The sequence below is a fragment of the Roseateles sp. P5_D6 genome (assembly GCF_054049415.1).
Map to the genome: position 1 here is coordinate 44,169 of NZ_JBFUMK010000010.1, position 24,768 is coordinate 68,936.

Here is a 24,768-nt window from a genome sequence, read left to right on the forward strand (position 1 = left end):
AAGGGCACCTTACGGTGCCTTTTTTATGCGCATCTGATTTTTTTCACAGGGTAGATCACCTATTGAGCTACCTGGCTCACAAACTGATATCCAAGGCCCGCGACTCTCAGGCGTGCCTCTCAATCAGGAGTCAGTCATGCAAGCCGTCATCAACGCCCAGATCACCCCCCGCCTCCAGAGCAGCCCGCTGGTCCAGTTCGACCTGGACATGGACGACACCTCTGCTCTGGTCAGCGCCCACGAGCGCACCGGCCTGGCCCTGGGCCGCGACTACGCCCTGCATGGCATCACGCCACCCATCGCCCATCTCTACCCGCAGTCGCCACTGCAGCGCGGCTGGCTGGCCTCACGTGGCCGCCCGGTGCGCACGCCTGCCAGCCCGCAGGTCGAGCGCTGGCTGGCCCTGCGCACCCACGCGTGGGCACGCGGCCGCAGCTTCGAGGACATCCAGCTCACGCCGCACCATCTCGCCCAGCTGGAAACCCAGCACTGCCCCATCAGCCGGGAGTTGCTGGACGGCGAGAGCACCAGCATCGACCGCGTCCGCGACGATGCCGGTTACGCGGCCGGCAACCTGGCCGTCATGAGCCGCCGCGCCAACCGGGCCAAGGGCCACCGTGGCTACGCTGCGCTGGCCGACATGGCCGCCAGCTGCGCCGCCGGGCCCATCACGCGCATTGGCGGCCTGGCCGAGGCCGAGTGGCAGCGCCTGGCTGTGCTGGCCAGCTTTGTCACACCGCTGAGCCACGAGCAAGCCGCGCTGATTCCGCTGCACGTGCTGCCGCCCAATCGCCTGCGTCTGTTCAATCCCATCCAGGCCCTGCAGGCCCTGGTCACACGCCAGCTCGCCACGCCCGGCTGGAGCGCCCGCCTGAGCCGCCTCGAGGCACTGCTTCCCACCGACACGCTGCGCACCGACTTCAACCGCTTCCTGCTCGCCCTGGCCCCTCGCGTGCTGGCCGCCACCGAGCTGCAGGAGCCGCATCAGATCCGCTGGGCGCTGGAAGACGCCTGGGGCCTGCCGCTGGTGCAAAAGCGCTGGGCCCGCTTCGCCCTGCAACTGACCGCCGAGCAGGCAGAAAACCTCGTCGAACGTGCGGCCGCCAAGAAGCTCAGCCCCGTGCACATCCAGCGCCACGACGACGCCACCGATGGCTGGGCCCTGGCCACTGGCGGTTACGCGGCTTGAAATAGGACCCCTCGTCCAGTCTCGCCCTGCTGAACGCGGGCGCGCCTGACCGGTCCCCCGAGGGGACGGCGACGCTTGCGGCGTTGAGCCGCAAGCACTTCGCCAGCGCGGGCCGGCTAGGGAGCGGCCCGGCGCTCGGCCCGGAACACCCAGATACCTTGACGACAGCACCAAGGAAAAGACAAAGCGCCCCGCAGGGCGCTTTGCTCACGGTGCGATGGCCTCAGACGAGGGAGCGATGCAGTCGGATCTCTTCGACACGCGCACCGCCGACTTCGGAGGTGCGGGCGCTGCCGAGTTCACGCTTGAAACCGGCCAGCTCAAAGAAGCGCAGGGCGCGTTCGTTGCGCAGATAGCACCACAGCGTGGCCTTGGTGCAGCCTTCTTCCTGCAGGCCGTCGCGCGTGGCATCCCACAGCGCCAGGCCGACGCCCTTGTCCCAGTGCACCGGGTCGGCAAACATGGCCCAGACCTCGCCGGTCGTGGCGGGCGTGCCCTTGTCGCGGGAGCGATCGAAGCCGGCGAAACCCATGATCTTGTTGTCCAGATGGGCAACGATGACCTGCGGCTCGCAGAGGTCGATGGCCTCACGCCAGAAGGCTTGGCGCTTTTGCACCGACATCGCATCCAGCGCGGCGGCGGGCAGGAGGGCCTTGTAGGCGTCCTGGCTGGCAGCGACATGGATCTCGGCGATGGCCTTGGCATCGCGCAGGGTGGCGGGGCGAACCTGGATCACGGACATGGAACTCTTGGCAATAGCACGGGACGAAAGGGCGCGATTGTCCTAGCCCGATGATGAGCTGCAGGGTCTTGACAGAATTTTTTATCCGCTCAAGCAGCCAAGGAATTGGCGCGACAGGCCTTCACATGGTCGACCAGGCCGCGCCTGAGCCAGCGCAACGGCGTGCGCTGCAACTCCAGCATCAGTGCGTGATCCACAGCGGCGTCGCCCAGGTCCAACGCAAAGCGTCGCGCGACCTCGTTCTGAACCTTCAGTAACAACTCCGCCGTCACGCGAGCATCGGCCATCGCCCGGTGGGCACGGCCGTCGAAGCGGATGCCGTGGAACTGCGTGATCGCACCCAGGCCGTGGCTCTTGGCCTCGGGCCAGAGCCGGCGCGACAACAGCACGGTGCAGGCGAACTCGTGGGCCGGGTCGCGCGCCACGCCGGCGCGCTCCATCTCGGCATGCCAGAAGCCCCGGTCGAAAGAAGCGTTATGCGCGACGAGCGGGCAGCCCTGGGTGAAACGGGCCAGCTCGCGCATGACCGTGGGCGAGTCCGGCGCGTTGGCCAGCATCTCGTTGCTGATGCCGGTGAGGGACTGAATAAAGGGCGGCACCCAGGCGCCGCTGTTCATCAGGCTGCTCCAGGCGTCGACGACCATGCCGCCACGCACGAGCACGGCAGCGATCTCGGTGGCACGGCCGCCGCTGGTGGGCCCGAGACCGGTCGTTTCGAAGTCGACGACGGCGATGGTTTGCGTCATCTTCGTCAAGACTTCTTCGGTGGATGCCTGGGCGGGTGTTTCAGGGCATTCATTGCCAGCTTGCGCTCGACGGCGGCATCCAGGTCCACGCCGCCATGGTCGGCAATCTGCACGAGGTACAGCAGCACGTCCGACAGCTCTTCGCCGAGATGGCGGCGCTGGTCGTCGCTCAGGCTCAGGGATTGCTCGGGAGTCAGCCACTGGAATATTTCCAGCAGCTCGGCGGCCTCCACCGTCATGGCCATCGCGAGGTTCTTTGGCGTCTGGTAGGGCTGCCAGTCGCGGTCGCTGGCGAACTGGCGCAGACGCTGCTGCAGGGTCGTAATGTCCATCAGGGGAGCGCGTGTGAGGGTCGTTGCATCGCCGAAAGTGTCCCGTGTATTCCTAAACAGTATTCAAGATTTCAAAGGTAGTGGTCGTAGTAGTGCACCGCCTGCGCTGTGGACAAGGGCAAAAAGTCCTTGGGGCACAAGCGCTTGGCAGCAGCACAAGCCTGTGCGCCGCAGCCTGATGGATTGACCCTCGATTGGGAACAACTTTGCGAAAGGCCGTCGGCCTGTGGATATCTGCCCAGTTGTGCCAGAACCATCCACAGACTTGCCCAAGGCGGTACAGGCCCTTTGGATCGCGGCGCTTGCGCAGGCCTTCCCCAAGCCGTCGGCGTTGTTTCTTTACGCGGAATGAGGGGAAAAACGAACGACCGTTCTAAAAAGCTGCGGCTAGAGTTGCGCTCCCGAATTGAATGCACTGCGATGTTGCGGTGTCGCCTAGGAGACAACAATGAAACCCTTCCTCACCCGGATCGCCGCCGCCTCGGTGGCGCTGTTGGGCAGCTTGCTGGTGGCGGGCTGCGGTGGTGGTGGTGCGACGGCGGATACGACGCCCAAGTTCGCCCCCAGCAGCGTGGTGTCCTTCGGGGATAGCTTGAGCGACCAGGGCACCTACAAGGTCGGTACTGTTGCCGCCCTGGGCGGTGGCCAGTACACCGTCAATGGCGTTGGCCCGCATTGGGTGGAACGCATTGCCACGCTTTACGGCCTGCCCAAGCCCTGCCCGGCCCAGCAAGGCCTGGATGGCCTGGCTTCCCAGGGGTTCAGCGTGCCCGTCAAGAACAACGCGGGTTGTTTCGCCTACGGTCAGGGTGGCGCGCGAGTGACCAACCCGGTCGGCCCGGGCAACAAGCTGCTGGGTGGTTCCAACGCCGTGCTGGGCCAGCTCACGGTGCCCGTCGTCACGCAGATGCAGAACCACCTGACGGCAGTCGGTGGCAGCTTCAAGGGCACCGAGCTCGTCTTCGTCTATGCCGGTGGCAATGACGTGTTCATCAACCTGGCCACCGTGCAGGCCACCATCGCCGCTGGCGGTGACCCGACGGCCGCTGCCACCAAGGGCGTGACCGAGATGGGCAAGGCCGGTGCGGAACTGGCCGGCTACGTCAAGGCCCTGGTGGTGGGCAAGGGTGCCAAGAACGTCGTGGTCATCAACCTGCCCGACGTGAGCCTGACGCCTTTCGCCAAGAGCCTGCCCGCAGCCACGCAGGGCCTGATCCTGCAGATGGTCAATACCTTCAACGACCAACTCAAGACCGGCCTGGCCGGCGCTGACGTGGGTTGGGTTGATGCCGCCCAAGGGGTGCGTGACCAGATTGCCGATCCTGCGAAGTTCAGCCTGAGCAATGTCACCACGCCGGCCTGTGATCTGAGCGCGGCCAAGAACCCCTTGGGTTCGTCGCTGGTCTGCAGCGCCAACAACGTCATCAGCGGCGACGTCAGTCACTACCTGTTCGCTGACTCCGTCCACCCCACCCCGTTTGGGAATCAATTGCTGTCGCAGGTGGTGTCCCTGGAACTGGCTCGCAAAGGCTGGCTCTGAGTCCGCGTGACCCTTCAGGAGAACTTCATGAACATCAAATCCCTGCTCGCAGTCACCCTGCTCTCCGCCACCGGCCTCGTTCACGCGCAATCGGCCGGCAGCATCGTCGTCTATGGCGGTGCCGCACAGATCAACCCGCATGTCGACAGCGGTGATCTGACCGCGCCCAGCCTGGCGGGCACCAAGGTCGACGTGAAGAAGGCCAGCTCCTTCGTCGGCGGCGTGACTTACTACTGGACCGACAACATCAGCATCGATCTGCCGATCGCGCTGCCGTTCAAGCACGACGTCGTTGGTGCTGGCGCCATCGAAGGTTCGGGCAAGCTCGGCACGGTCAAGTCCCTGCCGATGACGCTGCTGGCCCAGTACCGCTTCGGCGACGCCAACAGCAGCTTCCGTCCCTTTGTCGGCGCGGGCGTCACCTATGGCTACTTCTTCAAGCCACGCGYCACGGCCGCACTGTCCGGCCTCACCGGTGGCTCGCCCGCCAGCCCGACGACGCTGTCCATGAAGAGCCGCTTCGGCACGACCATGGAACTCGGTGGTGCCTTCAACATCACCAAGGACTGGTCCGCCAGTCTGGCAGTCACCAAGACCTTTATCAAGACGACCGGCAGCCTGTCTACTGGCCAGACCATCGAGACGACGCTGGACCCGGTGTCCGTCAAGTTCGGGATTGGTTATCGCTTCTGATCCGGCTTCCAGGCCGATCACCAAGAGGGAGCCTGCGGGCTCCCTTTTCTTTGGGCCTCTCGTGAAGCCGTCACGGCCGCCGAGGGCAATGAGCGAAGTTCAAGTCACAACTGGTGACATTCATCGGCATAGTGCCCCCGCTGATCGCAAGCCGCGAAGAGCACCAAATCCAAACAACTTTCGGGAGGGAAATCATCATGAGGATCCACACACTGCTGATCATTGCCGCTGCTGCATCCTTGGGCGGCTGTGCCATCCATCAGACCGTGCAGCCGGTCGAGCGGCTGGAGGCCAAGCAGATCTGCATCGTCCATAACGGCGACGTCAGGGAAGGGGTTTTCGAGAGCTACAGGAAGGCGCTCGAGGCCAAGGGCTATGCGGTCCGCAAGCTGCCGGCTGGCGCCTCGCTGATCGAATGCCCGATCACGTCGACCTACACGGCCAACTGGCGCTGGGACCTTGCCCTGTACATGGCCTACGCGGAGATCAAGGTCTACAACAACGGTAAGCCGGTCGGTGAAGCCAAGTACGACTCGACGCGCGGCGGTGGCAACATGGGCAAGTTCATCGACGCCGACAAGAAGATTACCGAACTGGTCAATCAACTGTTCCCGGGTGGCGCCGGCGCCTGAGCAGGCGGCCGGACTCATAGCGCAGAAGGGAGCCTGCGGGCTCCCTTTGTCGTTCTGGCATGTCAGGTTTGTCGATCATGGTCGACTCATGCCCCATGAAGCTGACTGCCCTGCTCCTCGCCATGGCCACGCCTCTCGCCGGCGCCCAAAGCTGTCCTGCTACAACCGTGCAAAGCGGCGCGACGGTGCCGCGCATCGTCGAGCTCTACACATCCGAAGGCTGCTCCTCCTGCCCGCCGGCGGACCGCTGGCTGAGCGGCCTCAAGGGCCAGCCCGGCGTCATCGCGGCAGCCTTTCATGTTGACTACTGGAACGGCCTGGGCTGGCCGGATCGGTTTTCCAGCCCGGCCTTCACCGAGCGCCAGAAACAAGGCGTGGGCGTTAATGGCTCACGCTATGCGTACACACCGCAAATCGTCATCAATGGGCGGGATTGGCGCAGCGCTTCATTGCCCGCGGCGAGTGCCGAGCCGGCTCGTGTACGGTTGGGCTGGAGCCGCAGCGCGAGCGGCGAACTGAAGCTCAGTGCGGAGAGGCCTTGCCTGGCGCGCCCGCGCACGTCCAGCTCTGGTGGGCTCGCGTCGAGGACGGCCACCAAAGCCGCGTGCGCGCCGGCGAGAACCGTGGCGAGACGCTCAACCACGACAGTGTCGTGCGCGAGTACGCGCGGCTGCCGGTCTGGGACGGCCAGGGCCGAGGGGATTGGGCCGTGCCGGTGCATGCCACCGAGCCCGGCCACACGAGCCGCTGGATTGCGGTGGCGGTCGATGCACGCGATGGTGGCGTGCTGCAGGCGGTGGAAATCGGGTGCTGAGCAGATTGAATCGATGACCGCTTGGTGGCCGGCCGCTACTTGACGGGCGTCAAGCAAGAGATTGCTTCCAGGCTAGCGCTAAGACATTGAATCGTTCGGCGATCTCTTTCTTGTCAGTTTGGCAAGGAGCGACGTAGCCTAGTGGTGCTCGTGAACCCGGCGTTCCACGGAGGGCAAGATGTTGTTGACGAAGTCGATTCAAAATTTGCTTGAACACGCCGACCTCGAAACATTCGAGCTGAATGACGTTGCTATGAGCACCATGTACGCACTCGAAGCTCGGGAGCTTGTTTCATCCGACTGGCGTCGAGGACTTGGTCCGGTGTCGCAAACGACGGCTGGAGGCAGCTTTCCTCGATACAGCCGCGTCAAACTGACTGAGGTAGGTGTTCGTGCGGCAAGGTCGTTGCAGGGGCTGAGATGCGACCTGTGAGACCGTACAAATGAGTCAGGCGATGCCGACGACCTTGTGCATCTGCACCGACAGCCGCCACTGCGGATGGGCCATGCAGTAGGCCACGGCCGCCTTGGTGTGCTCGCGCTGCAGCACCGAGTCCATCGGCTGCAGGAAGAAGTTCTGGAAGTCCAGGTTGGCGAACCGCTCCGGCTGCGCCAGCGGCTGTGGGTAGACCAGCTTCAACTCGTGGCCCGAGGTCAGCACCAGCGGCGCATCGGCCTTGGGGCTGACGCAGATCCAGTCCAGCCCCGGCGGCGCGGGTTGCGTGCCATTGGTCTCGACAGCGACCTCGAAGCCGCGGGCGTGCAGGGCGTCGATCAGCGGCGTGTCCAACTGCAGCAGCGGCTCGCCGCCGGTACAGACGACGTAGGGACGACCACCGCCGGGCCATGCTTTGGCAATCGCATCGGCCAGCGCATCGGCGGTTGCGAACTTGCCGCCACCCTCGCCATCCGTGCCGACAAAGTCCGTGTCGCAAAACGTGCAGACCGCCGTCGCGCGATCCTGCTCGCGGCCGGTCCAGAGGTTGCAGCCGGCAAAGCGGCAGAACACGGCTGCGCGGCCGGCCTGGGCGCCTTCGCCCTGCAGCGTGAAGAACAGCTCTTTGACCGAATACGTCATACGGGGATCAATTCTTCGGAGTCAGCCCGGCTGACGATGGCACCCGAGCCGCGCGTCTCGTACAGGTCCACGCGGTCGATCTGCGGCAGTACCGCGCCGCCTTCGCGCAGCACCCAGGCTGCAATCGAGGCCACGTCACCGTCGGGCAGATTGGCAATCTCAAACAGCGGGTGATGGTCCAACCGTTTGAAGATGGGGTTGAACAGCGACTTCACGTCACCGAAGTCCACCGTCCAGCCCATCACCTGGTCCAGCGGCGCAGCCAGGTGCAGCCGCAGCGTGAAGGTGTGGCCATGGATGCCGGCCAGCGGATGGCCAACGGGCGCGTGCTTCATGCGAACGGCGCTGTCCAGCGTCATCTCCTTCCAGATGCGGTAGCTGTTGCCGTTGAAGTTGGCGCCGCTGGAGCCGGTCTCGTAGACGGTCACCCAGCTCAGCTCCGGCAGTTCGGGCTTCAGCCTGTCCCACAGCCAGGCCGAGATGTTCTCGCTGGTCGGGTTCTGCAGCCCCGCGATGTCGTTCAGGCAGCGGTAGTTCAGCGCGAAATGCAGCGGCGCCCAGACCTCGTCGAGGTGGTCGTAGTCGATGGACAGGTCGCGCTCGCCGAGGTCCGCATTGGCATGCAGGATGACCTCGAAGCCATGGCCATGCATGCGGCCGCACTGGTGGCCAGCCGGTACATTCGGCAGCTGGTGGGCGGCCTGGAAGCGGTAGCGCCGCCAGACATGCGCATGGCCGGCGCCGTCCAGGTCCACGCCGCTGTGTTGGGTGCTTTGCACGCCCACCTGCACGATGCCGGGCACGTCCAGCCGCTGGCGCACCCAGCGCGCGAGGTTCTCGTCGGTGGGCTCGGCCAGGTGGTCGTTCAGCAAGGCATGATCCAGCGGTGCCACGGTCTCAGTCATGCGCGCACGCAGCGCCTCGACCTCACCCCCCGGAAAAGCAGGCCAGCCCGCGGGCAGGGCCGTGCGGACGGTGGCGAAATAGCTGTGGCCATGCAGGCCATGGCTGCGATGGGAGGCGGGCAGGGCGGGAATGCGGCAGGCCGACTCGAAGCCGGCCGAGGCACAGTGCAACACGGAAACTGACATGCCGCGATTGTCGCGCCCACCCCCAAAACCCTGCTTGACTTGAAGTGGGCTTGAGCTTTTAGTCTTCCCCGCCATGAATCTTGCTGACCCCATCGACGCGCCGGCCGGCGCGTCCGAAAAACTCTTTGCCCCTGGCCGCAGCGCCGCCTGCATCGGCGCCATCGCGCTGATCTCCATGCTGGCCTTCGAGTCCATCGCCGTCGCCACCGCGATGCCGGCCGTGGCCGAGGCGCTGCAGGGCCTGCCCTATTACGCACTGGCCTTCGGCGCGACGCTGGCCACCTCGGTGCTGGGCATGACGGCGGCCGGCCAACTCTGCGACAAGCGCGGCCCCTATCGCGCCGCGCTGGCAGGCCTCGCCGCCTTCCTGGTTGGCCTGCTGCTGGCGGGTTTTGCGCCATCCATGCCCGTGCTGGTGCTCGGCCGCGCGCTGCAGGGCCTGGGCAGCGGCGTGCTGGGCGTCACGCTGTATGTCGGCGTCGGCCAGGTCGTGCCGCAGCAACTCCATCCCAAGATGTTCGCGATGTTCGCGGGCGCCTGGGTCGTGCCCGGCCTGGTCGGGCCGGCGCTGGCGTCCTTCCTCGTGCAGTTCATCGGCTGGCGCTCCGTCTTCCTGGTCGTCGCGGCGGCCGTGCCCGTGGCGGCGTTGATGATCCTGCCGGCCCTCAAGCGTGTGGGCTCGGGCACCGGTGACGAGCTGCGCTGGGGCGCGATGCGCTGGGCCCTGCTGGCCAGTGCGGGCGCGCTGACGCTGCACAGCGCCAGCCAGCAGAGCGGCACCAGCTCGGCCCTGCTGTTCGCGGCCGGCCTGGTGACCGCCGGCATCGCCGCCCGGCTGCTGCTGCCCGCTGGCACGCTGAGGGCGGCGCGTGGCCTGCCGACGGTCATCCTGCTGCGCGGCCTCATCGCCGCGACCTTTGCCAGCGCCGAGGCCTTCCTGCCGTTGATGCTGACCCAGCACTTCGGCTGGAGCCTGACCCAGGCCGGCATTGCGTTGAGCGCCGGCGCGGTGACCTGGAGCATCGGCAGCGCCTTGCAGGCGCGCGTGCAGCGGCCCAAATCGCGGCGGCTGTTGCTGCCGGGCGGTTTCACATTGACGGCGCTGGCGCTGACCCTCGTCATCGCGCCGCTTCTGTTCGCCCTGCCCTCCTCGCTGGTCTTTGTGGGCTGGACCCTGGTCGGCCTGGGCATCGGCCTGTCCTTTCCCATCCTGTCGGTGCTGCTGCTCAAGCTGTCGCCGCCGGAGCAGCAAGGCAGCAACACCTCGTCGCTGCAACTCTGTGATGCGCTGACCAGCAGTGCCGCGCTGGCCCTGGCCGGCCTGCTGTTCGACCCCGTCACGCGCCAGGTCTTGCCGGTGCTGCTGCTGGCGCTGGGGCTCGTCACCGTCGCTGCCTTGATCAGCCCCCGAGCCCAACCCAACAACCACTGAAAACGCTTTCTGCTGGTGGCACACTGCGCCGTCTTCCGCGGGAGAGGTGCATGGGTTTCGTGACGACGCGCAGCTTGGCCAGGGACTACGACGTCATCGTCGTCGGCTCAGGCGCCGGTGGCGGCCAAACGGCCTACACGCTGGCGCTGGAGGGCGTGAAGGTGCTGATGCTGGAGGCCGGCCGCAACTACGACTTCCGCACCGAGACGCCGATGTTCCAGACCAGCGTGGACGCGCCGCTGCGCGGTGCCGGCACGCCGGACAAGCCCTTCGGCTTTTACGACGCGACGGTGGACGGCGGCTGGCAGGTGCCCGGCGAGCCCTACACGCAAGCTTCCACTGACCCCCAGCAGCGCTTCGACTGGTGGCGCTCACGCATGTTGGGCGGCCGCACCAACCACTGGGGCCGCATCTCGTTGAGAAACGGCCCCTACGACTTCAAGCCCCACAGCCGTGATGGCCTGGGCTTCGACTGGCCCATCGGCTACGACGACCTGGCGCCCTACTACGACAAGGTTGAGATGCTGGTCGGCATCTACGGCAGCGACGAGGGCCTGGAGAACACACCTGACTCGCCCGAGGGCTGCCTGCTGCCCGCGCCAGCGATGCGCGTGGGCGAGCGACTCATCAAGAAGCACGCGGCGACGCTGGGCGTGCCCGTCGTGCCCATCCACCGCGCGGTGCTGACGAAAAAGCTCGACGACGCCCGCATCCCCGCCCTGCTGCACCCCGGCAACCCGCGCGCTCAAGGTTTGGTCGCCCAGGCCATGCGCGACCGCGCCGCCTGCTTCTGGGCCACGCCCTGCGGGCGCGGCTGCAGCATCGGCGCCACCTACCAGAGCCCGGCGGTGCACCTGCCGCCGGCGTTGGCCAGCGGCAATCTGGACGTGCTCTGCGACGCCATGGTCTACGAGGTGACGACCGCCGGCGGCAAGGCCAGCGGCGTGCGCTTTGTCGACCGCAAGACCGGCAAGCACATCAAGGCCAAGGCCCGCGCCGTCGTGCTGGCGGCCAGCGCCTGCGAATCGGTGCGCATCCTGCTGAACAGCAAGCCGGGGGGCCTCGCCAACGCCAGCGGCAAGCTCGGCCGCTACATCATGGATACCGTTGGCAGCGACCTGTCGGGCCAGGTGCCGGGCCTGGAAGCCTTGCCGCCCCACAACGAGGACGGCGCCGGCGGCGGCCACGCCTATTCGCCCTGGTGGCTTTACCAGCAGCAGGGCCGCGACTGGCACAGGAAGCTGGGCTTTCCGCGCGGCTATCACATCGAGATCAGCACAGGCCGGCGCATGCCCACCTCGGGCACCGGCGCGGGCTTGGAGTGGCTGACCCAGGGCAGCTATGGCGCGCGCTTCAAGCAGGACGTGAGGCGGCTGTACGGCTCCTTCGTCCACTTCGCCGGCCGCGGCGAGATGATCCCCAACGAGCAGTCCTGGTGCGAAATTGACCCGACGGTGAAGGACCGTTTCGGCATCCCGGTGCTGCGCTTTCACTGGCAGTGGGCCGAGCACGAGACCCGCCAGGCTGCGCACATGCAAAGGACCTTTGCCGACATCATCACCGCCATGGGCGGCCGCGTGCAGGACGGTGGGCCGGAACTGGACGGGGCCAAGGCCATCGCGCCGGGCGGTTCCATCATCCACGAGGTCGGCGGCGCCATCATGGGCGCGGATGCGCGCAACTCGGTCACGAATGGCTGGGGTCAGACCTGGGACGTGCCCAACCTCTTTCTGTCCGACGGGGCGCCCTTCGCGTCCAACGCCGACAAGAACCCGACGCTGACCATCATGGCCCTGGCCTGGCGCCAGGCGGACCACATCGTCGAGCGCATGCGCAAGAAGGAGCTCTGAGCATGGACCGCAGACAGACCCTGCAATGGATGCTGGCCGCCAGCGCCGCCATGGGCGTGGAGGTGTCGGCCGGCGCTACACCCGCTGCGCGCAAAGGCAGGGGCTATGGCACGGATCCTCAACTCACCAGGACCTATCGTGGCGGCGAGCTGTGGCCGCTGACCTTCACGGCTGATCAGGCGCGCGCCGCGCAGGCGCTGTGTGGCCTCATCATCCCGGCCGACGAATACTCACCCAGCGCCGCGCAGCTCAAGGTCCACTTCTTCATCGACGAGTGGATCAGCGCGCCCTACCCAGATCAGGTCAAGGACAAGGACGTCATCGTCGCGGGCCTGGGTTGGCTGGACGCCGAGAGCCGCTTGCGCTTCGGCAAACGCTTCGCCGAACTCGATGTCACCGCGCAATCGCAGATCGCCGACGACATCTGCTGGGTGCAGAAGGCCAAGCCCGAGCGCGCCGCCGCGGCACGCTTCTTCAAGCGCTTCCGCGACCTGACGGCCGGGGGCTTCTACACGACGCCCGAGGGTTCGAAGGACCTCGGCTTCGTCGGCAATGTCCCATCCGTCACCTTCGACGGCCCCCCTCTCAAAGTCCTTCAGATCGTCGGAGTCGCCTGATGCGCCAACTTACCGCAATTGCCGCCAGCCTCGCTGTCGCCACCGCTGCCCACGCCGCCGACATGAATATCAACACGCTGAGCGCCGAAGAAACCGCCGCCGGCTGGAAGCTGCTGTTCGACGGCAAGACGCTGGAGAACTGGCGTGCGAGCGACGCGCCCGGGAGCTTCAGCGTCAAGGACGGTGCCCTCATCGTGCAGGGCCCGCGCTCCCACCTCTTCTACGTCGGCCCCGTGCAGCAGCACGACTTCAGGAACTTCGAGTTCAAGGCCGACGTGATGACCTTTGCCAAGGCCAACTCCGGCGTCTATTTCCACACCAAGTGGCAGGACGTCGGCTGGCCCAGCCTGGGCTACGAGGTGCAGGTCAACAACTCCCACAGCGACCCCAGCCGAACCGGCGGCCTGTGGGGCGTGCAGGACTTCCCCAAGGTCATCGCCCCCGACGGCCAATGGTTCACGCTGACCATCCGCGTCGAGGGCAAGCACGTCACCACGTTCGTCGGTGCCGAGAAGACAGCCGACTACACCGAAGAGTCGCCCATCGTGCGCAAGAAGGGCTTGGAGCAGCGCTACCTCGCCAGCGGCACCTTCGCGCTGCAGGGCCACGACCCCGAGAGCACGGTGCACTTCAGAAATATCAAGGTGAAGGTGCTGCCCTGAAGACCGGCGACCTTCAGCCGCACCTTGCCAGCCGCCGCCGGGCCCAGGGCAGCACGGCCAGGCCGGCCAGCATCAGGCCGTAGGTGGACGGCTCCGGCACGGCCGCGGTCATGAAATGGCCCGAGGCCGACGTGGCCGTGACGCCCATGGGCAGGTCCCAGTTGAAGCGGGCGGTGTGCGAGAAGTCTGCCACCGCGCCGCCTTCGGCGAACACGGACAGCGAGCCATAGATGTAGACCACCAGCGATTGGCCATGCGCCGGCACCAGGAAGGTGCTGCTGATCTCGCGTGAACTGTTCTTGGCGTCGAGCGTGATGGCGTTGCGCCAGCCCTCGGGATTGGTCCCGACATAGAAGCGACTGGTGGCCGAGGAGCCGCTCCACCATTTGCCGCGTTTGGTCTCGCCCTCGACCGACCAGCTCCAGCTGACCGGGTCGCCCGGGTCATGGCTCTCGTCGGCCTGCAGCGTGACCTTGTCGTAGAACCAGGCGTCGGCGCTGGTGCCCCAGTTGCACGACAGCATGTCGGGCCGGCAGCCCTTGGGCAGCGTCGGGTTGTTGCTGGACCAGGCCAGGGCATGCAGGCTGCCCGTGTTCAGCGACGCCTCGGCGGAAGCCTGCACGTTCACGTTGGCAAAGCTGTTGCTGACGTGCGACTGGCCGGCACCGCCGGCGGTCTGGCCGCCCGCGCTGGCGTGAACACCGGAAGTGGCGAAAGGCTGACCGGCCGCCGCATTCGCGGTCAGCACGGTCGAAGCCAGCAAGAGGGGGGTCAGGAGCAGTTTCATGGCGGTGATGGCAGGGTTGTTGACGGCCGGAAGTGTGTTTTTCAGGCCCTCCCGGCGCATCGCCCGCGAAGAGCCACGTGAGAGCCATGGCACTGTCATAAATCCATGGCTCCCCATGGGTGATGCGCCGCTGGCGCCTGCGGCCGACGATGCCGGCCATCACATCCCTGCCGGAGTTCTTCCCCATGCCTTCACATCCCACCGCCCCGACGCTGCTGCTCGCCCTCGCCGCCTTCAGCCTGCTGGCCGACACCACGCAAGCGCAAACCGCTCAGCAGCGCCGCCTCGTGCTCGACGTCGAACTGCTGCGCCAGGGCCCCGTGCAGGCCGGCGCGGACCGCGGCGAGCAGACGCTGAGCCAGCGCTGGCAGTTCAGCGCCCTGCTGCAGAGCGACGGCACACCCATCCCCTACAACCCGCTGGACCCCGACGATCACCGCCGCCAGCTTGAAGCCGCCCAGCGCGCCGTCACGGCCGCGCCCGCCGCCCCCACACCCGACTGGCGCGCCATGCAGGCCAAGGCGCAGGCGCTGCAGGCACGCTGCGGGCAGGACAGTGCCTGCCTGATGCGCGAGGCGTCGGCCTTGAGCGCGGGTGCGATGCCCGGCGTCAACCGCGGCAGCCAGGGCGTCATGCAGGGCTATGGCCAGGCGGTGGCCGCCTGCGAGCGCCAGCCTGCCGGCAAGGCCCGCGAGGCCTGCCGCGCCGACGCACGCCGCGCCGCCGGTGGCGGTGCCGATGCACCCGACGATAGCGGCCCGGCCACGCCTTACTTGCTGTTCACCGGACCGATGGCCTGCAACCTGCAGTTGAGCGCCAAGCTGGACGAGCGCGTGCAGGGGCGCTTCAACGATGTGCAGGGCGTTGTCCCCTTCACCGAGACGGCCCAGGGCAGCGAGACTCGCCGTGACGATGCGCCCTGCCCGACGCTGCAGGCCGTGCTGGACACCCGCAACGGCCGGGTCTGGACGGCGCTGGGCCTGGTGCCGCAGGATGTGCAGGGCGTGCAGACCCGCGAGGAGGCCAATCGCCGCAAGCAGCGCCACGAGGGCCGCATCGGCCTGCAATGGCGCGAGGCCCAGCCCTGGCTGCAGCAGCGCCTCGTGCAGCTCAGTTCAGGGGGCCAGGATCAGGCGCGCCTGCCGGCCGGCACCGGTCAGGCGGAGATCAAGATGAAGTGGAGCTTCAGGCCGACGTGACTGACGCCCCTCGTCCGGTCAGGCCTCGCTGAACGTGGGCCTGACCGGCCGGTCCCCCGAGGGGACGGCGATGCTCGCGGCTTCGAGCCGCGAGCACATCGCCAAACGCGGGCCGGCTAGGGAGCGGCCCGGCGCTCGGCCCGCAAGTTACGTGCTCGGCGGTGGCGGGGCGCGCAGGTCGCTGACGCGGCGGCCGCGCTTGCTGGCGGCGCTGCGCAGGTGCACCAGCGACTCCACGCGCTTGAGCAGTTCGCGGTCGTTCCAGGGCTTCTTGAAGATGCCGTAGACGCCCTCGATCTGGCCGACGCGGCCGTGCAGCTCGTCGTGGCCGGTGATGGCGATGACGGGCAGGTCTTCGGTGATCAGGCTGCCATGCACGTCGGCGATCAGCTCGAAACCGTCCTTGTTGGGCATCTCGAGGTCGGTGATCAACACGGCGATCTCGGGCTTCTCGTCCAGTTGTGCCATGGCCTCGTTGCCGTCGTTGACCTGGACGACCACGAAGCCCGCACCTTCCAGCAGGCGCTTGAGCTTGGTGCGCACGACGGCCGAGTCATCAGCGATCAGCACGGTGGGTGGCCCCTCCGGCACCACGGGCGCGGGGGCGGCCGGCGGCTGCATCGGCGTAGGCGCCGTGACGAAGGCGCTGGCCATCGACGGGCCAGCAGTGGCTGAGCCAGGCAGCGGCGGCAACACCACAGGCGCGTTGGCGCGCTGGCCCCCTTGCGGCGGGCGTGGCGGCGGCGTGTATTCGCGCGGCGGACGGTAGTCGTCACGCTTGAAGGCGGCGATGAGCACGATGATGGCCAGCGGTATCGCGATCAATACCGGCATCAGATAGGCGCCCAGCAACTCCTGCAGCTCGTGAAACATCGACTCCATCCCCGGGGTGTAACAGCGGGCAGCCTAACACCCGCCACACGGTCACACCACCGAGGAAATCAGGCATAAGTCGACGATTTGCCGCGACTTTGCACGCCTGCCGCAGTGCAACCTCAGTCGCGGCTGCTCACACAGCCACGGCCGTTGACCAGGCAGCGGGCGTAGCCGGCGTCGTTCTTCAGCAGGAACATGGCCCGCGCCGCGAAGGCCGAGTCGGCAAAGTCGGCGAACACACCGTCCACGCCCAGCTCGTAGAAGGCCAGGTATTCGTTGACCGGGCTGCCCTGGTAGTCGCTGGCCAGGCGCTTTTGTTCGCTGCGGAAGGTGTAGGGGTGCACCACCAGGCCGAGCTTGTGCGCGTTGGCGACGATGTCGCTGGCGGGCAGCAGCTTACGGTCGCGCTCGTCGACCAGGCCGTCGCCGTTGCTGTCGGCACAGCCACCGCCCGCGGCGACCGTCTTGCAGGCGCTGGACATCAGGTAGACCTTCCACGGGCCGATGCCATCGGCATAGGTCTTCACCTCGGCCAGGCCGGCTGGCGTCAGCAGGTCCTTGAACAGGCCGGCGCGGCCGGACACGACCCAGTCGTAAGGCTTGTCATAGGGCTTGTTGAAGGCCAGGCTGCCGTCGGCATTGACGTCGTCGGCATCCACCAGCTGCACCAGGCGCAGGCTGGACTTGCTGCGCAGGTATTTCAGGTTGGCCGTCTCGAAGGACTGCACGATGACCGGCGCGCTGCGATGGTTCCAGCCAGCTTTGGTCAGCACGCGCAGCAGGCGGTCTTCCAGGGCCAGGCCGAGGCTCTGGTGATAGGTCGGGTGCTTGGTTTCCGGGTAGATGCCGATGCGCCGCCCTTCCTCGGCCGACTTGCGCTTCACGAAGGCGATGACCTCCTCCAGCGTCGGGATCTCGAATTGGCCATTGAAGGATGGGTCGCGGTCGGCCAGCGGCTGGATGGCGCGCAGCGTCTTGATCTCGGCCAGCGTGAAGTCGCTGGCGAAGAAGCCCGTCTCGGTCGCGCCATCGATGACGGCGGTGCGCTTGCGCGAGGCGAACTGCGGCAGCGAGGCGACGTTGGTCGTCGCGATCAGGTTGGGCTCGTGGCGGACGATCAAATGGCCGTCCTTGGTCGCGACAAGATCAGGCTCGACATAGTCGGCGCCCATGGCGATGCCCAACGCGTAGTTCTCCAGCGTGTGGTCGGGCAGATAGCCGGTGGCGCCGCCGCGGTGGCCGATGACCAGCGGCGCGTTCTCGGCGCGGCCGCGGTCATGGGCGGTAGCGCTGAATGACGAACTCAGCGAGGCGAGGGCGAGCAGGCACAGGCCGGCCCAGCGAAGGGGTTTGAACATCGGATGGCTCCTGGGTGACCGAGCGCCGCAGGGTAGGCGGCGGCGGTGACGAGGCCGTGAACCTGGAACCCCCTAGCTCCGCTGCAACTGCATCAAAACGTCAAGACGAAGCAGGCGCCGCCACCCGGCCGTTTGGCGTGGCGCACCGAGCCGCCAAGGCCATGCACCAGCTGGCGCACCACGGCCAGGCCCACGCCGCTGCCGCCCTCGCGCGTCGTGAAGAAGGGCGTGAAGATGCGGCTCTCCAGCCCCGGCGCCACGCCCGGACCGTTGTCGGCCACCGTCAGCCGCAGCCGTGCGCCGCGGCTCAGCCGGGCTTCGATCAGCAGCTCGGGCTTGGAATAGCCGGCGCAGGCCTGTAGCGCGTTCTGCGCCAGGTTGATCAGCACCTGTTCCAGCTGCGCCGCGTCCGTGCGCAGGGCCAGGCTTTCGGGTTCGACCACGATCCTGACCGCGCCGCCGGCCACTTCCCAGGCCGGCGCCAGCAGCCGCTGCACCGCCTGCAGCAAGGGCAGCAGCGGCGTGTCGGCCAGCGTTGGCGCGGGCGGCTGGCTGACGCTGCGGTAGCGCTCGACAAAGGCCTGCAGATGCGCCGCCCGCCGCGCCAGCGTCGCCAGCGCCGCCTGCAGCTCGTCGTGCTCGCCGGCGTCCAGCAGGGCCGGCGCGCTGGTGGCGAGCGACGCGATCGGCGTCAGCGAATTCATGATCTCGTGGGTCAGCACCTGCACCAGCTGGCGCCAGGCGGCCAGCGTCTCGGTCTCCAGCTCGGACTCGATGGGTGCCAGTGCCGCCAGCCGCCAGGCCTGGCCTTGCACGGTCAGCGCCGACACGGCCAGCACGGCGCGCTCCTGGCCATGCTCGGTGGGCAGGGTGACGACGCGCCGGCCGGGGCCGGTGTCCAGCAGAGCAAGCAGCGCCGCAGGTTCGGCGGCTCGGCCCGGGGCGATGAGCCGGCGCGCGGCGGCGTTCAGCGCGAGAGGCGGTGTACCGGCCATGAGGCGCCACAGCGCGAGCGGGGCGTGTTCGAGTGCGGCATCCAGGTCCGGGCGCGGTGCGGGCGGTGGGTCGGGTGGGAGCGGCGTCGGCCGGTGGGCAAGGCGACTCAGTGCAGTCCACCCAATGGCAGCGGCGAGGCAGCCGGTCAGCGCGCAGGCGACGAGCAGGCGCGGGGCGTCCAGTGAAGCGGCGGCGCCCGCCGCGCTTGCTGCCAGCCCCATCGCAGCCACCACGACACGGGTTCGTTCAAAGCCCATGCTTCTCAAGCCGTCGATACAAGGCCGCGCGGCTGACGCCCAACAGCTTGGCCGCCTGGCTGATATTGCCGTCGGCCTGTGCCAGCGCCGCCTGCACGGCCTCGCGCTCGCGCTGGGCCAGGTCCAACCCCTGCTCGGCAGGCGCAAGCGGCGCGGCGTTGAGGCCGAAGTCGTCCCACGCGAGCACCGGCCCGCGTGCCAGCAGCGTCGCGCGCTCGCAGGCCTGGCGCAGCTCGCGCACATTGCCAGGCCAGCGGTAGGCACAGAGCCTGGCCAGGGCGTCCGGTGTCACCTCGACGGTGCGCTCCTTGGCGAACTGCGCGAGGTAGTGGCGCAGCAGCAGCGCGATGTCGCCGGCACCGCGCTCGCGCAGCGGCGGCACGCGCAGCACCACGGTGTTGAGGCGGTACAGCAGGTCGGGCCGGAAGCGCCGCGCGTCGAACAGCTCGGCCTCGGCCACATTGGTGGCGGCCAGCACACGCACATCGACCGGCACCGGCTTGTCGCTGCCCAGTGGCGTCACCTCGCGGCGCTCCAGCGCGGCCAGCAGCTTGGCCTGTTGGGCCAGTGGCAGGTTGCCGATCTCGTCGAGAAACAACGTGCCACCGGCCGCTGCGACGAAGCGCCCGGGCCGTGACTCGCGGGCGTCCGTGAAGCTGCCGCGGCGGTGGCCGAAGAGTTCACTCTCCACCAGTGCCTCGGGCAGCGAGCCCATGTCCACGGCCAGTAGCGGCCCGGCCGCACGCGGCGAGGCGCTATGCAGTGCGCGCGCCACCAGCTCCTTGCCGACGCCGTTCTCGCCCAGGATGAGCACGCTGGCTTCGCTGGCGCCGACTTGCGCGATCTGCGAGCGCAGGGATTGCATCGCCGTCGACTCACCCAGCAGCTCGCCCGCGGCAGGCGCGGGAGCACGTCGGGCCAGCGCCGCCTGCACGCAGGCCACCAGCCTGTCGTTCGCCCAGGGCTTGGTGATGAAGTCCACCGCGCCGCTCTTGAGCGCCTGCACGGCCAGTTCCACCTCGGCATAGGCGGTCATGACGACCACCGCCGGCGCGTTGCGGCGCGCCACCACCTCACGCAGCAGCGCCAGGCCGGCCACGCCATCGCTGGCGCCGGGTGTGAAGTTCATGTCCAGCAGCAGCACGTCGGGCGCCATCTCGTCCAGTGCGGCGGCCAGCTCGCGCGGGTCGTTGCGCACGGCCACCGCGCTCAGCCTGCGCAGCGCAAGCCGCGCGGCCAGGGCCACGTCGGGGTCGTCGTCGAGGATGAGGATGCCGGGCATGAGAGGGCGCGACTCTAAGCGGGGCCGGGGCTGCGGGGAAGGTGGTGTTCGGAAGCGGACAGTCGAGCTGTCCGCTTGCGGACGGTCGCCATGCCTTCAGGCCGCGTTGGCCTGGGAGAACGCGCCTGGCCCGCCTCTTGCAAAACCCGGGCATGACCCTGCTCCCCACCTCCACCGCCTGGCGCGGCGCCTGGCGGCAACTGCGCGCCGAACCCGGCCCGGCCGCCCTCGTCATCGCCGGCCTGGCGCTGGGCCTCGCGCTGACGCTGCTGACCGCGAGCTTCCTGCAGGACACGCTCTGGCCCGATGCCCGCCTGCCCGAGCGGGATCGCCTGGTCACCTTCGAGTGGCGGGTGCGCGGCCCCGGCGGCATCACGACCGACTGGTTCGGCGACGTGCCGGCCGTGCCGCTGCACGCCGCCTTGCGCGACACCGGCGCACCGGTGGGGCCGATGAGCCGCGTGCTCTACACCTTTTTGCACGCGCGCGCCAGCGAGGCGCAGGGCCAGCCCCGTGGCGTGCGGCTGGTCATCGCCATGGCCGATCCCGACCTGCAGACGCTGCTGGGCTTGCAGCCGGTCGCCGGCGACCTGAAGGCCGCGACGTCGTCGCCCGAAGGCATTGCGCTGACGGAAGTCGCCGCGGAGCGGCTCTTCGGCACCGCGCAGGTCCTCGGCCGCACCTTCACCCTGTCCTTGCCGCCCGACCCCGAGGGGCACACGCCGGCCATGCAGTTCGCGCTGACCGTCAAGGCGGTGCTGCCCACGCCCAACATGAACGGCCCGCTGATCTACGACGCCATCGCCGGCTTCCAGGCACCGGCCGCCAAGGCCTACCTGGCGCGCTCCAACAACTGGTATCAGAACTCCGGCCGGCTGTTCGCACGCCTGCAGCCGGGCGCGACGGCCGAGCAGCTCAGCGACCTGGCGCAGCGCCTGGTCGACCGCCAACCCCTGCCACCGGGCTTTCCGATGGACTTCCTCAAGGGGGGCGGCAAGCCGGCCTATCTGCGCGCCCTGCCCGTGGCCGATATCGGCCTGCACGGCGCCGGCAGCCCACAGCGGCGCCAGCAACTGGCCGGCCTCGCCGCAGCATCGGCCGGCGTGCTGGGCCTGGCGGTCATCAACTTCGTCAACCTGTGGAGCGTGCGCACGCTCAGGCGACAGCGCGAGATCGGCCTGCGCAAGTCCCTGGGCGCGGGCGCCGGCCAGCTGGCCGTGCAGTTCTTTGCCGAGGCGGCCGTTGTCGCGGGCCTGGCCGGCGCGCTCGGAGTGCTGCTGGCCTGGTGGGCTTCGCCCACGGCGTCGGTGCTGCTGCAGCATCCCTTCGACGCGCCGGTGCTGTCGCCCGTCATGGTGGCGCTGACGGGCCTGCTGTGCCTGGCCATCGCGGGGCTGAGCTCGCTGCCCCTGGCGGCCATCGCGCTGCGGGTGCGGCCGGCGGAGTCGCTGGCCGGCCGCAGCCACAGCGAGGGCGCGGCCAGCCGCTGGCTGCGCCGGCTCATGACGGCGCTGCAGTTCGGCGCCGCCGCGCTGTTCGCGTCGCTGGCGCTCACCGTGCTGTGGCAGGCCGAGCATGCCGGCGGCATGCCGCGTGGTTTCGAGCTGCAGGACCGCGTCGCCGTCGACCTGCCCTGGGAAGCGCAGCCGGCGCAGACGATGGCGGTGCTCGAGGAAGTCCGCCGCTGGCCCGAGGTCGTCACCGTGGCCGCCGCCGACGACGTGCCGGGGCGGGATTTTTCGAGCTGGTTCTCCGAGTTCAACCGCCCAGGCGCCCCGCCCATGAACCTGCGCACCGGCGTCGGCTTCACCCCTGGCTATCTGCAGGTCTATGGCATGCGGGTCATCGCCGGCCGGCTGTCGGCCGACCATGTCGCGGAGGTGGCGCAGAACGGCCTCGTGCTGGACCGCAGCGCCGTGCGCGCGCTCGGCTTTGCCAGCCCCGAGGCGGCGGTTGGCCAGACGCTGGGGGTGTCCCCCAACTTCCACGATGGCAAGCCCGCCACCGTCGTCGCCGTCATCGAAGACATCCGCCTGGAAGGCCCGCGCAGCCCGCCGCAGCCGCACGCCATCTCGGCCGTAGCGACGCGCGGCGCGGGCGCCATCGGCGTGCACAGCCGTGACCCGCAGGCCACACGTCGCAAGCTCACGGCACTGCTCAACGAACGCTTTCCCGACTCGTTCATCGAGGCCCTGCCAATGCGCGACATGCTGCTGCAGAAGGTCGCAGAGGACACCCGCCTGGGCCGGCTCATCGGCTTCGCGGGTTTGCTGGCCCTGGCGCTGGCCGCCGTGGGCATCTACGCCCTGGCCGCCTACACGCTGCGCCGCCGCGAGCGCGAGATCGTGCTGCGCAAGCTGCACGGTGCCGGCCCCGGTGCAGTAGCGGGATTGCTGGCCGCCGAGTTCGTCGGCGTGCTGGCCGCCGCCTGCGCCGTGGCGCTGCCGCTGGCGGCCTGGCTGTCGCAGCTCTACCTGAGCGGCTTCGTCGAGCGTGCGCCGGTGGGACCGTTCTCGCTGTGGGCGCTGCTGGCCGCCGTCGCGCTGCTGACCGTGGTGACGACGCTGGCCGTGGCGCGGCACCTGCATGCGGCGCTGGCGCAGCGGCCACTCCAGGCGCTGCGTGGCTGACGCGCCAATGAGTGCCGCGCTCTCCGGCGCCGCCATGGACCGCCGCGTCGCGGTGCCCAGGCGCTACGGCCTGATCGTGCTGGCGGTCCTGGCTGCGCTTGCCGCGGCCTTGCTGCTGGTGCGCTACTGGCCGCGCGGAGTGGCGGTGGCGCGCGCCGATATGGAAATTGCCACCGCGAAAACCGGTGCGTTCCGCGATGTCGTCGTGGGCCGCGCGACCGCGCAGCCGCTGCAGTCCGTGCTGCTGGACGCGACCGAGGATGGCCGCGTCGAGCAGGTGCTGGTGAAGGATGGCGCCAGCGTCGCGGCCGGACAGCTGCTCGTCGTGCTGAGCAGCACCCAGCGCGCCCAGGAGCTGATGGCGCGCTCCAGCGAGGCGGCGCAGCAGCTGGCCAACCTTGCCACCTTCCGCGCCGGGCTGGCCCAGGCGAAAGCCGCGCAGCGCCGCGAGCTGACGCAAGGCGAGTTCGAGCTGGAGCGCGTGCGCCGCCTGCACCAGCGCAACGTCGGCCTGGCCGCGCAGGGCTTCCTGTCGCCGTCGGCGCTCGAGGACTCGGCCGACAAACTGGCCATGGCCCAGCACCTGCTCACGCAACTGCAGGCCGACGGCCGCGAGGAGCTGCGCACCCGCGAGCAGTCCGTGCAGGCCATGCAGCGCGCCGTCACCGACCTGGACCAGCGCCTCACCGCCATGCGCGCCGCCAGCGAGGGCCTGGCCGTGCGCGCGCCGGTGGCCGGCCGCGTGACGGGCCTTGCGCTGCAGGTCGGCGAGAGCGTGCGCAGCGGCACTCGCATCGCGCGACTGGACAGCCTGGGCCGCTTCAAGCTCGACCTGCGGCTGGACGATTTCCACCTCGGCCGCGTGCACGAAGGCCTGGCCGGCGCGCTGGCCCACGAAGGCCGCAGCCATGCGCTGCACGTCGCGCGCATCGACCCGCAGGTCAAGGACGGCCGCTTCACCGTCGAGCTGGCCTTCGACGCCGAGCCGCCCGCGCTGCAGGTCGGCCAGGGTCTGGACGTGCGCCTGACGCTGGGCCAGGCGCAGGACGCGCTGCTGTTGCCCGACGGCGGCTTCTATGCCGACACCGGCGGCGCCTGGGCCTTTGTGCTCGACTCGGACGGCCGTCATGCCCAGCGCCGCCCGCTGCAACTGGGCCGGCGCGCCGACGGTGTCGTCGAAGTGCTTGGCGGCCTGCGGCCCGGCGAGCAGGTCGTCGTCTCCCCCTACCGCGCCTTCACCGGTGCTTCCGCCCTGGACCTTCACTGAACCATGTTCAAACTCCGCCACCTCACCAAGACCTTCCACACCGGCGACATCGAAACCACCGCGCTGGATCGCATCGATCTCGACATCGAGGCCGGTGAATACCTCGCCATCACCGGCCCTTCGGGCTGCGGCAAGTCCACGCTGCTGGGCATCCTCGGCCTGCTGGACGCGCCGAGCGGCGGCGAATACTGGTTCGACGGCCAGAACGTCGCCGGTTGGACCGAGAAGCAGCTCAACACGCTGCGCCGCGGCCGCATCGGCTTCGTGTTCCAGAGCTTCAACCTCATCGACGACCTCAGCGTGGCCGAGAACATCGCGTTGGCGCTGGAATACGGCGAACTGCCCGCGCGCGCTCGTCGCGAGCGCATCGCAGAGGTTATGGAGCGCCTGGGTATCGCCCATCGCGCAGGCCACCGGCCCAGCCAATTGAGCGGCGGCCAGCAGCAGCGTGTGGCGATCGCCCGTGCCATTGCCGCCAGGCCCGCGTTGCTGCTGGCGGACGAGCCCACCGGCAACCTCGACAGCGCCCATGGCGCGGAGGTCATGCGGCTGCTGCGCGAGCTCAACGCCGAGGGCACGACGCTGGTCATGGTCACGCACTCGCTGGAGCATGCGGCGCAGGCGTCGCGAACGCTGCGGCTGCTGGATGGCAGGGTGGTGGTGGATGCGGTGAGTGCGGTGGGTTGATATTAGAGTGC

General features: G+C 68.5%; 24 protein-coding genes and 1 pseudogene. 15 read left to right on the forward strand and 10 right to left on the reverse strand.

The features are described from left to right. Nucleotides 1-136 precede the first annotated feature (136 nt). Entirely contained in the window at nucleotides 137-1,189 is a 1,053-nt protein-coding gene (locus ACXJKM_RS14985) for a hypothetical protein (protein WP_457353332.1), read from the forward strand. Between the two features lie 223 nt (nucleotides 1,190-1,412). On the opposite strand, the gene ACXJKM_RS14990 is transcribed toward ACXJKM_RS14985, so the two are convergent. From ACXJKM_RS14990 to ACXJKM_RS15000, 3 genes are all read right to left on the reverse strand, one after another. Next, on the reverse strand, nucleotides 1,413-1,931 hold the full coding sequence (locus tag ACXJKM_RS14990) for a GNAT family N-acetyltransferase (RefSeq protein WP_056191021.1): 519 nt from the start codon (nucleotides 1,929-1,931) through the stop codon (nucleotides 1,413-1,415). Between the two features lie 89 nt (nucleotides 1,932-2,020). Next, a complete protein-coding gene (locus ACXJKM_RS14995) occupies nucleotides 2,021-2,677 on the reverse strand; it encodes a 3'-5' exonuclease (protein ID WP_056191023.1) in 657 nt (218 codons plus the stop codon). Nucleotides 2,678-2,682: 5 nt separating this feature from the next. Next, a complete protein-coding gene (locus ACXJKM_RS15000) occupies nucleotides 2,683-3,009 on the reverse strand; it encodes a nucleotide pyrophosphohydrolase (RefSeq protein ID WP_457353334.1) in 327 nt (108 codons plus the stop codon). A 448-nt stretch (nucleotides 3,010-3,457) separates the two neighbouring features. Here ACXJKM_RS15000 and ACXJKM_RS15005 point away from each other — a divergent pair, with 448 nt between their 5' ends. The 6 genes and pseudogenes from ACXJKM_RS15005 to ACXJKM_RS15030 all read left to right on the forward strand — a co-directional run bounded on the left by ACXJKM_RS15005 (nucleotide 3,458) and on the right by ACXJKM_RS15030 (nucleotide 7,121). Further along, on the forward strand, nucleotides 3,458-4,549 hold the full coding sequence (locus tag ACXJKM_RS15005; RefSeq protein ID WP_457353336.1) for an SGNH/GDSL hydrolase family protein: 1,092 nt from the start codon (nucleotides 3,458-3,460) through the stop codon (nucleotides 4,547-4,549). 27 nt (nucleotides 4,550-4,576) lie between these two features. Further along, a complete protein-coding gene (locus tag ACXJKM_RS15010; RefSeq protein ID WP_457353338.1) occupies nucleotides 4,577-5,242 on the forward strand; it encodes an OmpW/AlkL family protein in 666 nt (221 codons plus the stop codon). Between the two features lie 197 nt (nucleotides 5,243-5,439). After that, nucleotides 5,440-5,874 carry an Sbal_3080 family lipoprotein gene (locus ACXJKM_RS15015; protein WP_056191031.1) on the forward strand — a complete coding sequence of 145 codons (435 nt, stop codon included), beginning with the start codon at nucleotides 5,440-5,442 and terminating at the stop codon, nucleotides 5,872-5,874. Nucleotides 5,875-5,996: 122 nt separating this feature from the next. Beyond that, nucleotides 5,997-6,329 (forward strand): annotated as a pseudogene (locus ACXJKM_RS15020) (DUF1223 domain-containing protein); the annotation flags it as partial. After that, a complete protein-coding gene (locus ACXJKM_RS15025; protein WP_457353340.1) occupies nucleotides 6,308-6,688 on the forward strand; it encodes a DUF1223 domain-containing protein in 381 nt (126 codons plus the stop codon). The pseudogene ACXJKM_RS15020 and the gene ACXJKM_RS15025, both read left to right, overlap by 22 nt. Nucleotides 6,689-6,866: 178 nt before the next feature. Further along, a complete protein-coding gene (locus ACXJKM_RS15030; RefSeq protein WP_457353342.1) occupies nucleotides 6,867-7,121 on the forward strand; it encodes a hypothetical protein in 255 nt (84 codons plus the stop codon). Between the two features lie 15 nt (nucleotides 7,122-7,136). Here the strand turns inward: ACXJKM_RS15030 and queE are convergent, their stop codons facing one another. Together queE and ACXJKM_RS15040 are read right to left on the reverse strand one after the other, a co-directional pair. Continuing rightward, nucleotides 7,137-7,766 carry a 7-carboxy-7-deazaguanine synthase gene (gene queE / locus ACXJKM_RS15035; RefSeq protein ID WP_457353344.1) on the reverse strand — a complete coding sequence of 210 codons (630 nt, stop codon included), beginning with the start codon at nucleotides 7,764-7,766 and terminating at the stop codon, nucleotides 7,137-7,139. Beyond that, a complete protein-coding gene (locus ACXJKM_RS15040; RefSeq protein WP_056191037.1) occupies nucleotides 7,763-8,857 on the reverse strand; it encodes a 6-carboxytetrahydropterin synthase in 1,095 nt (364 codons plus the stop codon). The genes queE and ACXJKM_RS15040 overlap by 4 nt, the downstream gene beginning before the upstream one ends. Before the next feature lie 73 nt (nucleotides 8,858-8,930). Here ACXJKM_RS15040 and ACXJKM_RS15045 point away from each other — a divergent pair, with 73 nt between their 5' ends. Genes ACXJKM_RS15045 through ACXJKM_RS15060 form a run of 4 tightly spaced genes read left to right on the forward strand, consistent with a single transcriptional unit; the run spans nucleotide 8,931 to nucleotide 13,418 of the window. Beyond that, nucleotides 8,931-10,289 (forward strand): MFS transporter, encoded by a 1,359-nt coding sequence (locus tag ACXJKM_RS15045; protein WP_457353346.1) that lies wholly within the window; start codon nucleotides 8,931-8,933, stop codon nucleotides 10,287-10,289. Between the two features lie 50 nt (nucleotides 10,290-10,339). After that, a complete protein-coding gene (locus tag ACXJKM_RS15050) occupies nucleotides 10,340-12,139 on the forward strand; it encodes a GMC family oxidoreductase (protein WP_457353348.1) in 1,800 nt (599 codons plus the stop codon). Nucleotides 12,140-12,141: 2 nt separating this feature from the next. After that, entirely contained in the window at nucleotides 12,142-12,756 is a 615-nt protein-coding gene (locus ACXJKM_RS15055; RefSeq protein ID WP_457353350.1) for a gluconate 2-dehydrogenase subunit 3 family protein, read from the forward strand. After that, complete coding sequence (locus ACXJKM_RS15060; protein ID WP_457353352.1) at nucleotides 12,756-13,418, forward strand: 3-keto-disaccharide hydrolase; 663 nt, start codon at nucleotides 12,756-12,758, stop codon at nucleotides 13,416-13,418. Before ACXJKM_RS15055 ends, ACXJKM_RS15060 begins: the two co-directional genes overlap by 1 nt. Before the next feature lie 13 nt (nucleotides 13,419-13,431). Here the strand turns inward: ACXJKM_RS15060 and ACXJKM_RS15065 are convergent, their stop codons facing one another. Further along, nucleotides 13,432-14,205, reverse strand: coding sequence for a PEP-CTERM sorting domain-containing protein (locus ACXJKM_RS15065; protein ID WP_457353354.1), 774 nt, complete (start codon nucleotides 14,203-14,205; stop codon nucleotides 13,432-13,434). 185 nt (nucleotides 14,206-14,390) lie between these two features. Between ACXJKM_RS15065 and ACXJKM_RS15070 the strand changes: the two genes are divergently transcribed. Then, nucleotides 14,391-15,404 carry a hypothetical protein gene (locus ACXJKM_RS15070; RefSeq protein WP_457353356.1) on the forward strand — a complete coding sequence of 338 codons (1,014 nt, stop codon included), beginning with the start codon at nucleotides 14,391-14,393 and terminating at the stop codon, nucleotides 15,402-15,404. A gap of 147 nt (nucleotides 15,405-15,551) precedes the next feature. Here the strand turns inward: ACXJKM_RS15070 and ACXJKM_RS15075 are convergent, their stop codons facing one another. From ACXJKM_RS15075 to ACXJKM_RS15090, 4 genes are all read right to left on the reverse strand, one after another. Next, on the reverse strand, nucleotides 15,552-16,277 hold the full coding sequence (locus ACXJKM_RS15075; RefSeq protein ID WP_457319764.1) for a response regulator: 726 nt from the start codon (nucleotides 16,275-16,277) through the stop codon (nucleotides 15,552-15,554). 122 nt (nucleotides 16,278-16,399) lie between these two features. After that, nucleotides 16,400-17,638 (reverse strand): glycerophosphodiester phosphodiesterase, encoded by a 1,239-nt coding sequence (locus tag ACXJKM_RS15080; RefSeq protein ID WP_457353358.1) that lies wholly within the window; start codon nucleotides 17,636-17,638, stop codon nucleotides 16,400-16,402. A 92-nt stretch (nucleotides 17,639-17,730) separates the two neighbouring features. Beyond that, on the reverse strand, nucleotides 17,731-18,891 hold the full coding sequence (locus ACXJKM_RS15085; protein WP_457353360.1) for a sensor histidine kinase: 1,161 nt from the start codon (nucleotides 18,889-18,891) through the stop codon (nucleotides 17,731-17,733). Then, nucleotides 18,881-20,173, reverse strand: coding sequence for a sigma-54-dependent transcriptional regulator (locus ACXJKM_RS15090; RefSeq protein WP_457353362.1), 1,293 nt, complete (start codon nucleotides 20,171-20,173; stop codon nucleotides 18,881-18,883). Before ACXJKM_RS15090 ends, ACXJKM_RS15085 begins: the two co-directional genes overlap by 11 nt. Before the next feature lie 152 nt (nucleotides 20,174-20,325). Here ACXJKM_RS15090 and ACXJKM_RS15095 point away from each other — a divergent pair, with 152 nt between their 5' ends. The 3 genes from ACXJKM_RS15095 to ACXJKM_RS15105 are packed head-to-tail and all read left to right on the forward strand — an operon-like array spanning nucleotide 20,326 to nucleotide 24,757. Next, nucleotides 20,326-22,803: an FtsX-like permease family protein gene (locus ACXJKM_RS15095; RefSeq protein WP_457353364.1), complete on the forward strand. Its 2,478-nt coding sequence runs from the start codon at nucleotides 20,326-20,328 to the stop codon at nucleotides 22,801-22,803. Nucleotides 22,804-22,810: 7 nt separating this feature from the next. Continuing rightward, nucleotides 22,811-24,070, forward strand: coding sequence for an efflux RND transporter periplasmic adaptor subunit (locus ACXJKM_RS15100; protein WP_457353366.1), 1,260 nt, complete (start codon nucleotides 22,811-22,813; stop codon nucleotides 24,068-24,070). Between the two features lie 3 nt (nucleotides 24,071-24,073). Further along, nucleotides 24,074-24,757 (forward strand): ABC transporter ATP-binding protein, encoded by a 684-nt coding sequence (locus ACXJKM_RS15105; RefSeq protein ID WP_457353368.1) that lies wholly within the window; start codon nucleotides 24,074-24,076, stop codon nucleotides 24,755-24,757. Nucleotides 24,758-24,768: the final 11 nt, after the last annotated feature.

Excerpts from the sequence above, each read along its gene's own strand:
- ACXJKM_RS14985 (WP_457353332.1), top strand. The coding sequence starts at position 137 with ATGCAAGCCGTCATCAACGCCCAGATCACCCCCCGCCTCCAGAGCAGC.
- ACXJKM_RS14990 (WP_056191021.1), bottom strand. The coding sequence starts at position 1,931 with ATGTCCGTGATCCAGGTTCGCCCCGCCACCCTGCGCGATGCCAAGGCC.
- ACXJKM_RS14995 (WP_056191023.1), bottom strand. The coding sequence starts at position 2,677 with ATGACGCAAACCATCGCCGTCGTCGACTTCGAAACGACCGGTCTCGGG.
- ACXJKM_RS15000 (WP_457353334.1), bottom strand. The coding sequence starts at position 3,009 with ATGGACATTACGACCCTGCAGCAGCGTCTGCGCCAGTTCGCCAGCGAC.
- ACXJKM_RS15005 (WP_457353336.1), top strand. The coding sequence starts at position 3,458 with ATGAAACCCTTCCTCACCCGGATCGCCGCCGCCTCGGTGGCGCTGTTG.
- ACXJKM_RS15015 (WP_056191031.1), top strand. The coding sequence starts at position 5,440 with ATGAGGATCCACACACTGCTGATCATTGCCGCTGCTGCATCCTTGGGC.
- ACXJKM_RS15030 (WP_457353342.1), top strand. The coding sequence starts at position 6,867 with ATGTTGTTGACGAAGTCGATTCAAAATTTGCTTGAACACGCCGACCTC.
- queE (WP_457353344.1), bottom strand. The coding sequence starts at position 7,766 with ATGACGTATTCGGTCAAAGAGCTGTTCTTCACGCTGCAGGGCGAAGGC.
- ACXJKM_RS15040 (WP_056191037.1), bottom strand. The coding sequence starts at position 8,857 with ATGTCAGTTTCCGTGTTGCACTGTGCCTCGGCCGGCTTCGAGTCGGCC.
- ACXJKM_RS15045 (WP_457353346.1), top strand. The coding sequence starts at position 8,931 with ATGAATCTTGCTGACCCCATCGACGCGCCGGCCGGCGCGTCCGAAAAA.
- ACXJKM_RS15050 (WP_457353348.1), top strand. The coding sequence starts at position 10,340 with ATGGGTTTCGTGACGACGCGCAGCTTGGCCAGGGACTACGACGTCATC.
- ACXJKM_RS15055 (WP_457353350.1), top strand. The coding sequence starts at position 12,142 with ATGGACCGCAGACAGACCCTGCAATGGATGCTGGCCGCCAGCGCCGCC.
- ACXJKM_RS15060 (WP_457353352.1), top strand. The coding sequence starts at position 12,756 with ATGCGCCAACTTACCGCAATTGCCGCCAGCCTCGCTGTCGCCACCGCT.
- ACXJKM_RS15065 (WP_457353354.1), bottom strand. The coding sequence starts at position 14,205 with ATGAAACTGCTCCTGACCCCCCTCTTGCTGGCTTCGACCGTGCTGACC.
- ACXJKM_RS15070 (WP_457353356.1), top strand. The coding sequence starts at position 14,391 with ATGCCTTCACATCCCACCGCCCCGACGCTGCTGCTCGCCCTCGCCGCC.
- ACXJKM_RS15075 (WP_457319764.1), bottom strand. The coding sequence starts at position 16,277 with ATGTTTCACGAGCTGCAGGAGTTGCTGGGCGCCTATCTGATGCCGGTA.
- ACXJKM_RS15080 (WP_457353358.1), bottom strand. The coding sequence starts at position 17,638 with ATGTTCAAACCCCTTCGCTGGGCCGGCCTGTGCCTGCTCGCCCTCGCC.
- ACXJKM_RS15085 (WP_457353360.1), bottom strand. The coding sequence starts at position 18,891 with ATGGGCTTTGAACGAACCCGTGTCGTGGTGGCTGCGATGGGGCTGGCA.
- ACXJKM_RS15090 (WP_457353362.1), bottom strand. The coding sequence starts at position 20,173 with ATGCCCGGCATCCTCATCCTCGACGACGACCCCGACGTGGCCCTGGCC.
- ACXJKM_RS15095 (WP_457353364.1), top strand. The coding sequence starts at position 20,326 with ATGACCCTGCTCCCCACCTCCACCGCCTGGCGCGGCGCCTGGCGGCAA.
- ACXJKM_RS15100 (WP_457353366.1), top strand. The coding sequence starts at position 22,811 with ATGAGTGCCGCGCTCTCCGGCGCCGCCATGGACCGCCGCGTCGCGGTG.
- ACXJKM_RS15105 (WP_457353368.1), top strand. The coding sequence starts at position 24,074 with ATGTTCAAACTCCGCCACCTCACCAAGACCTTCCACACCGGCGACATC.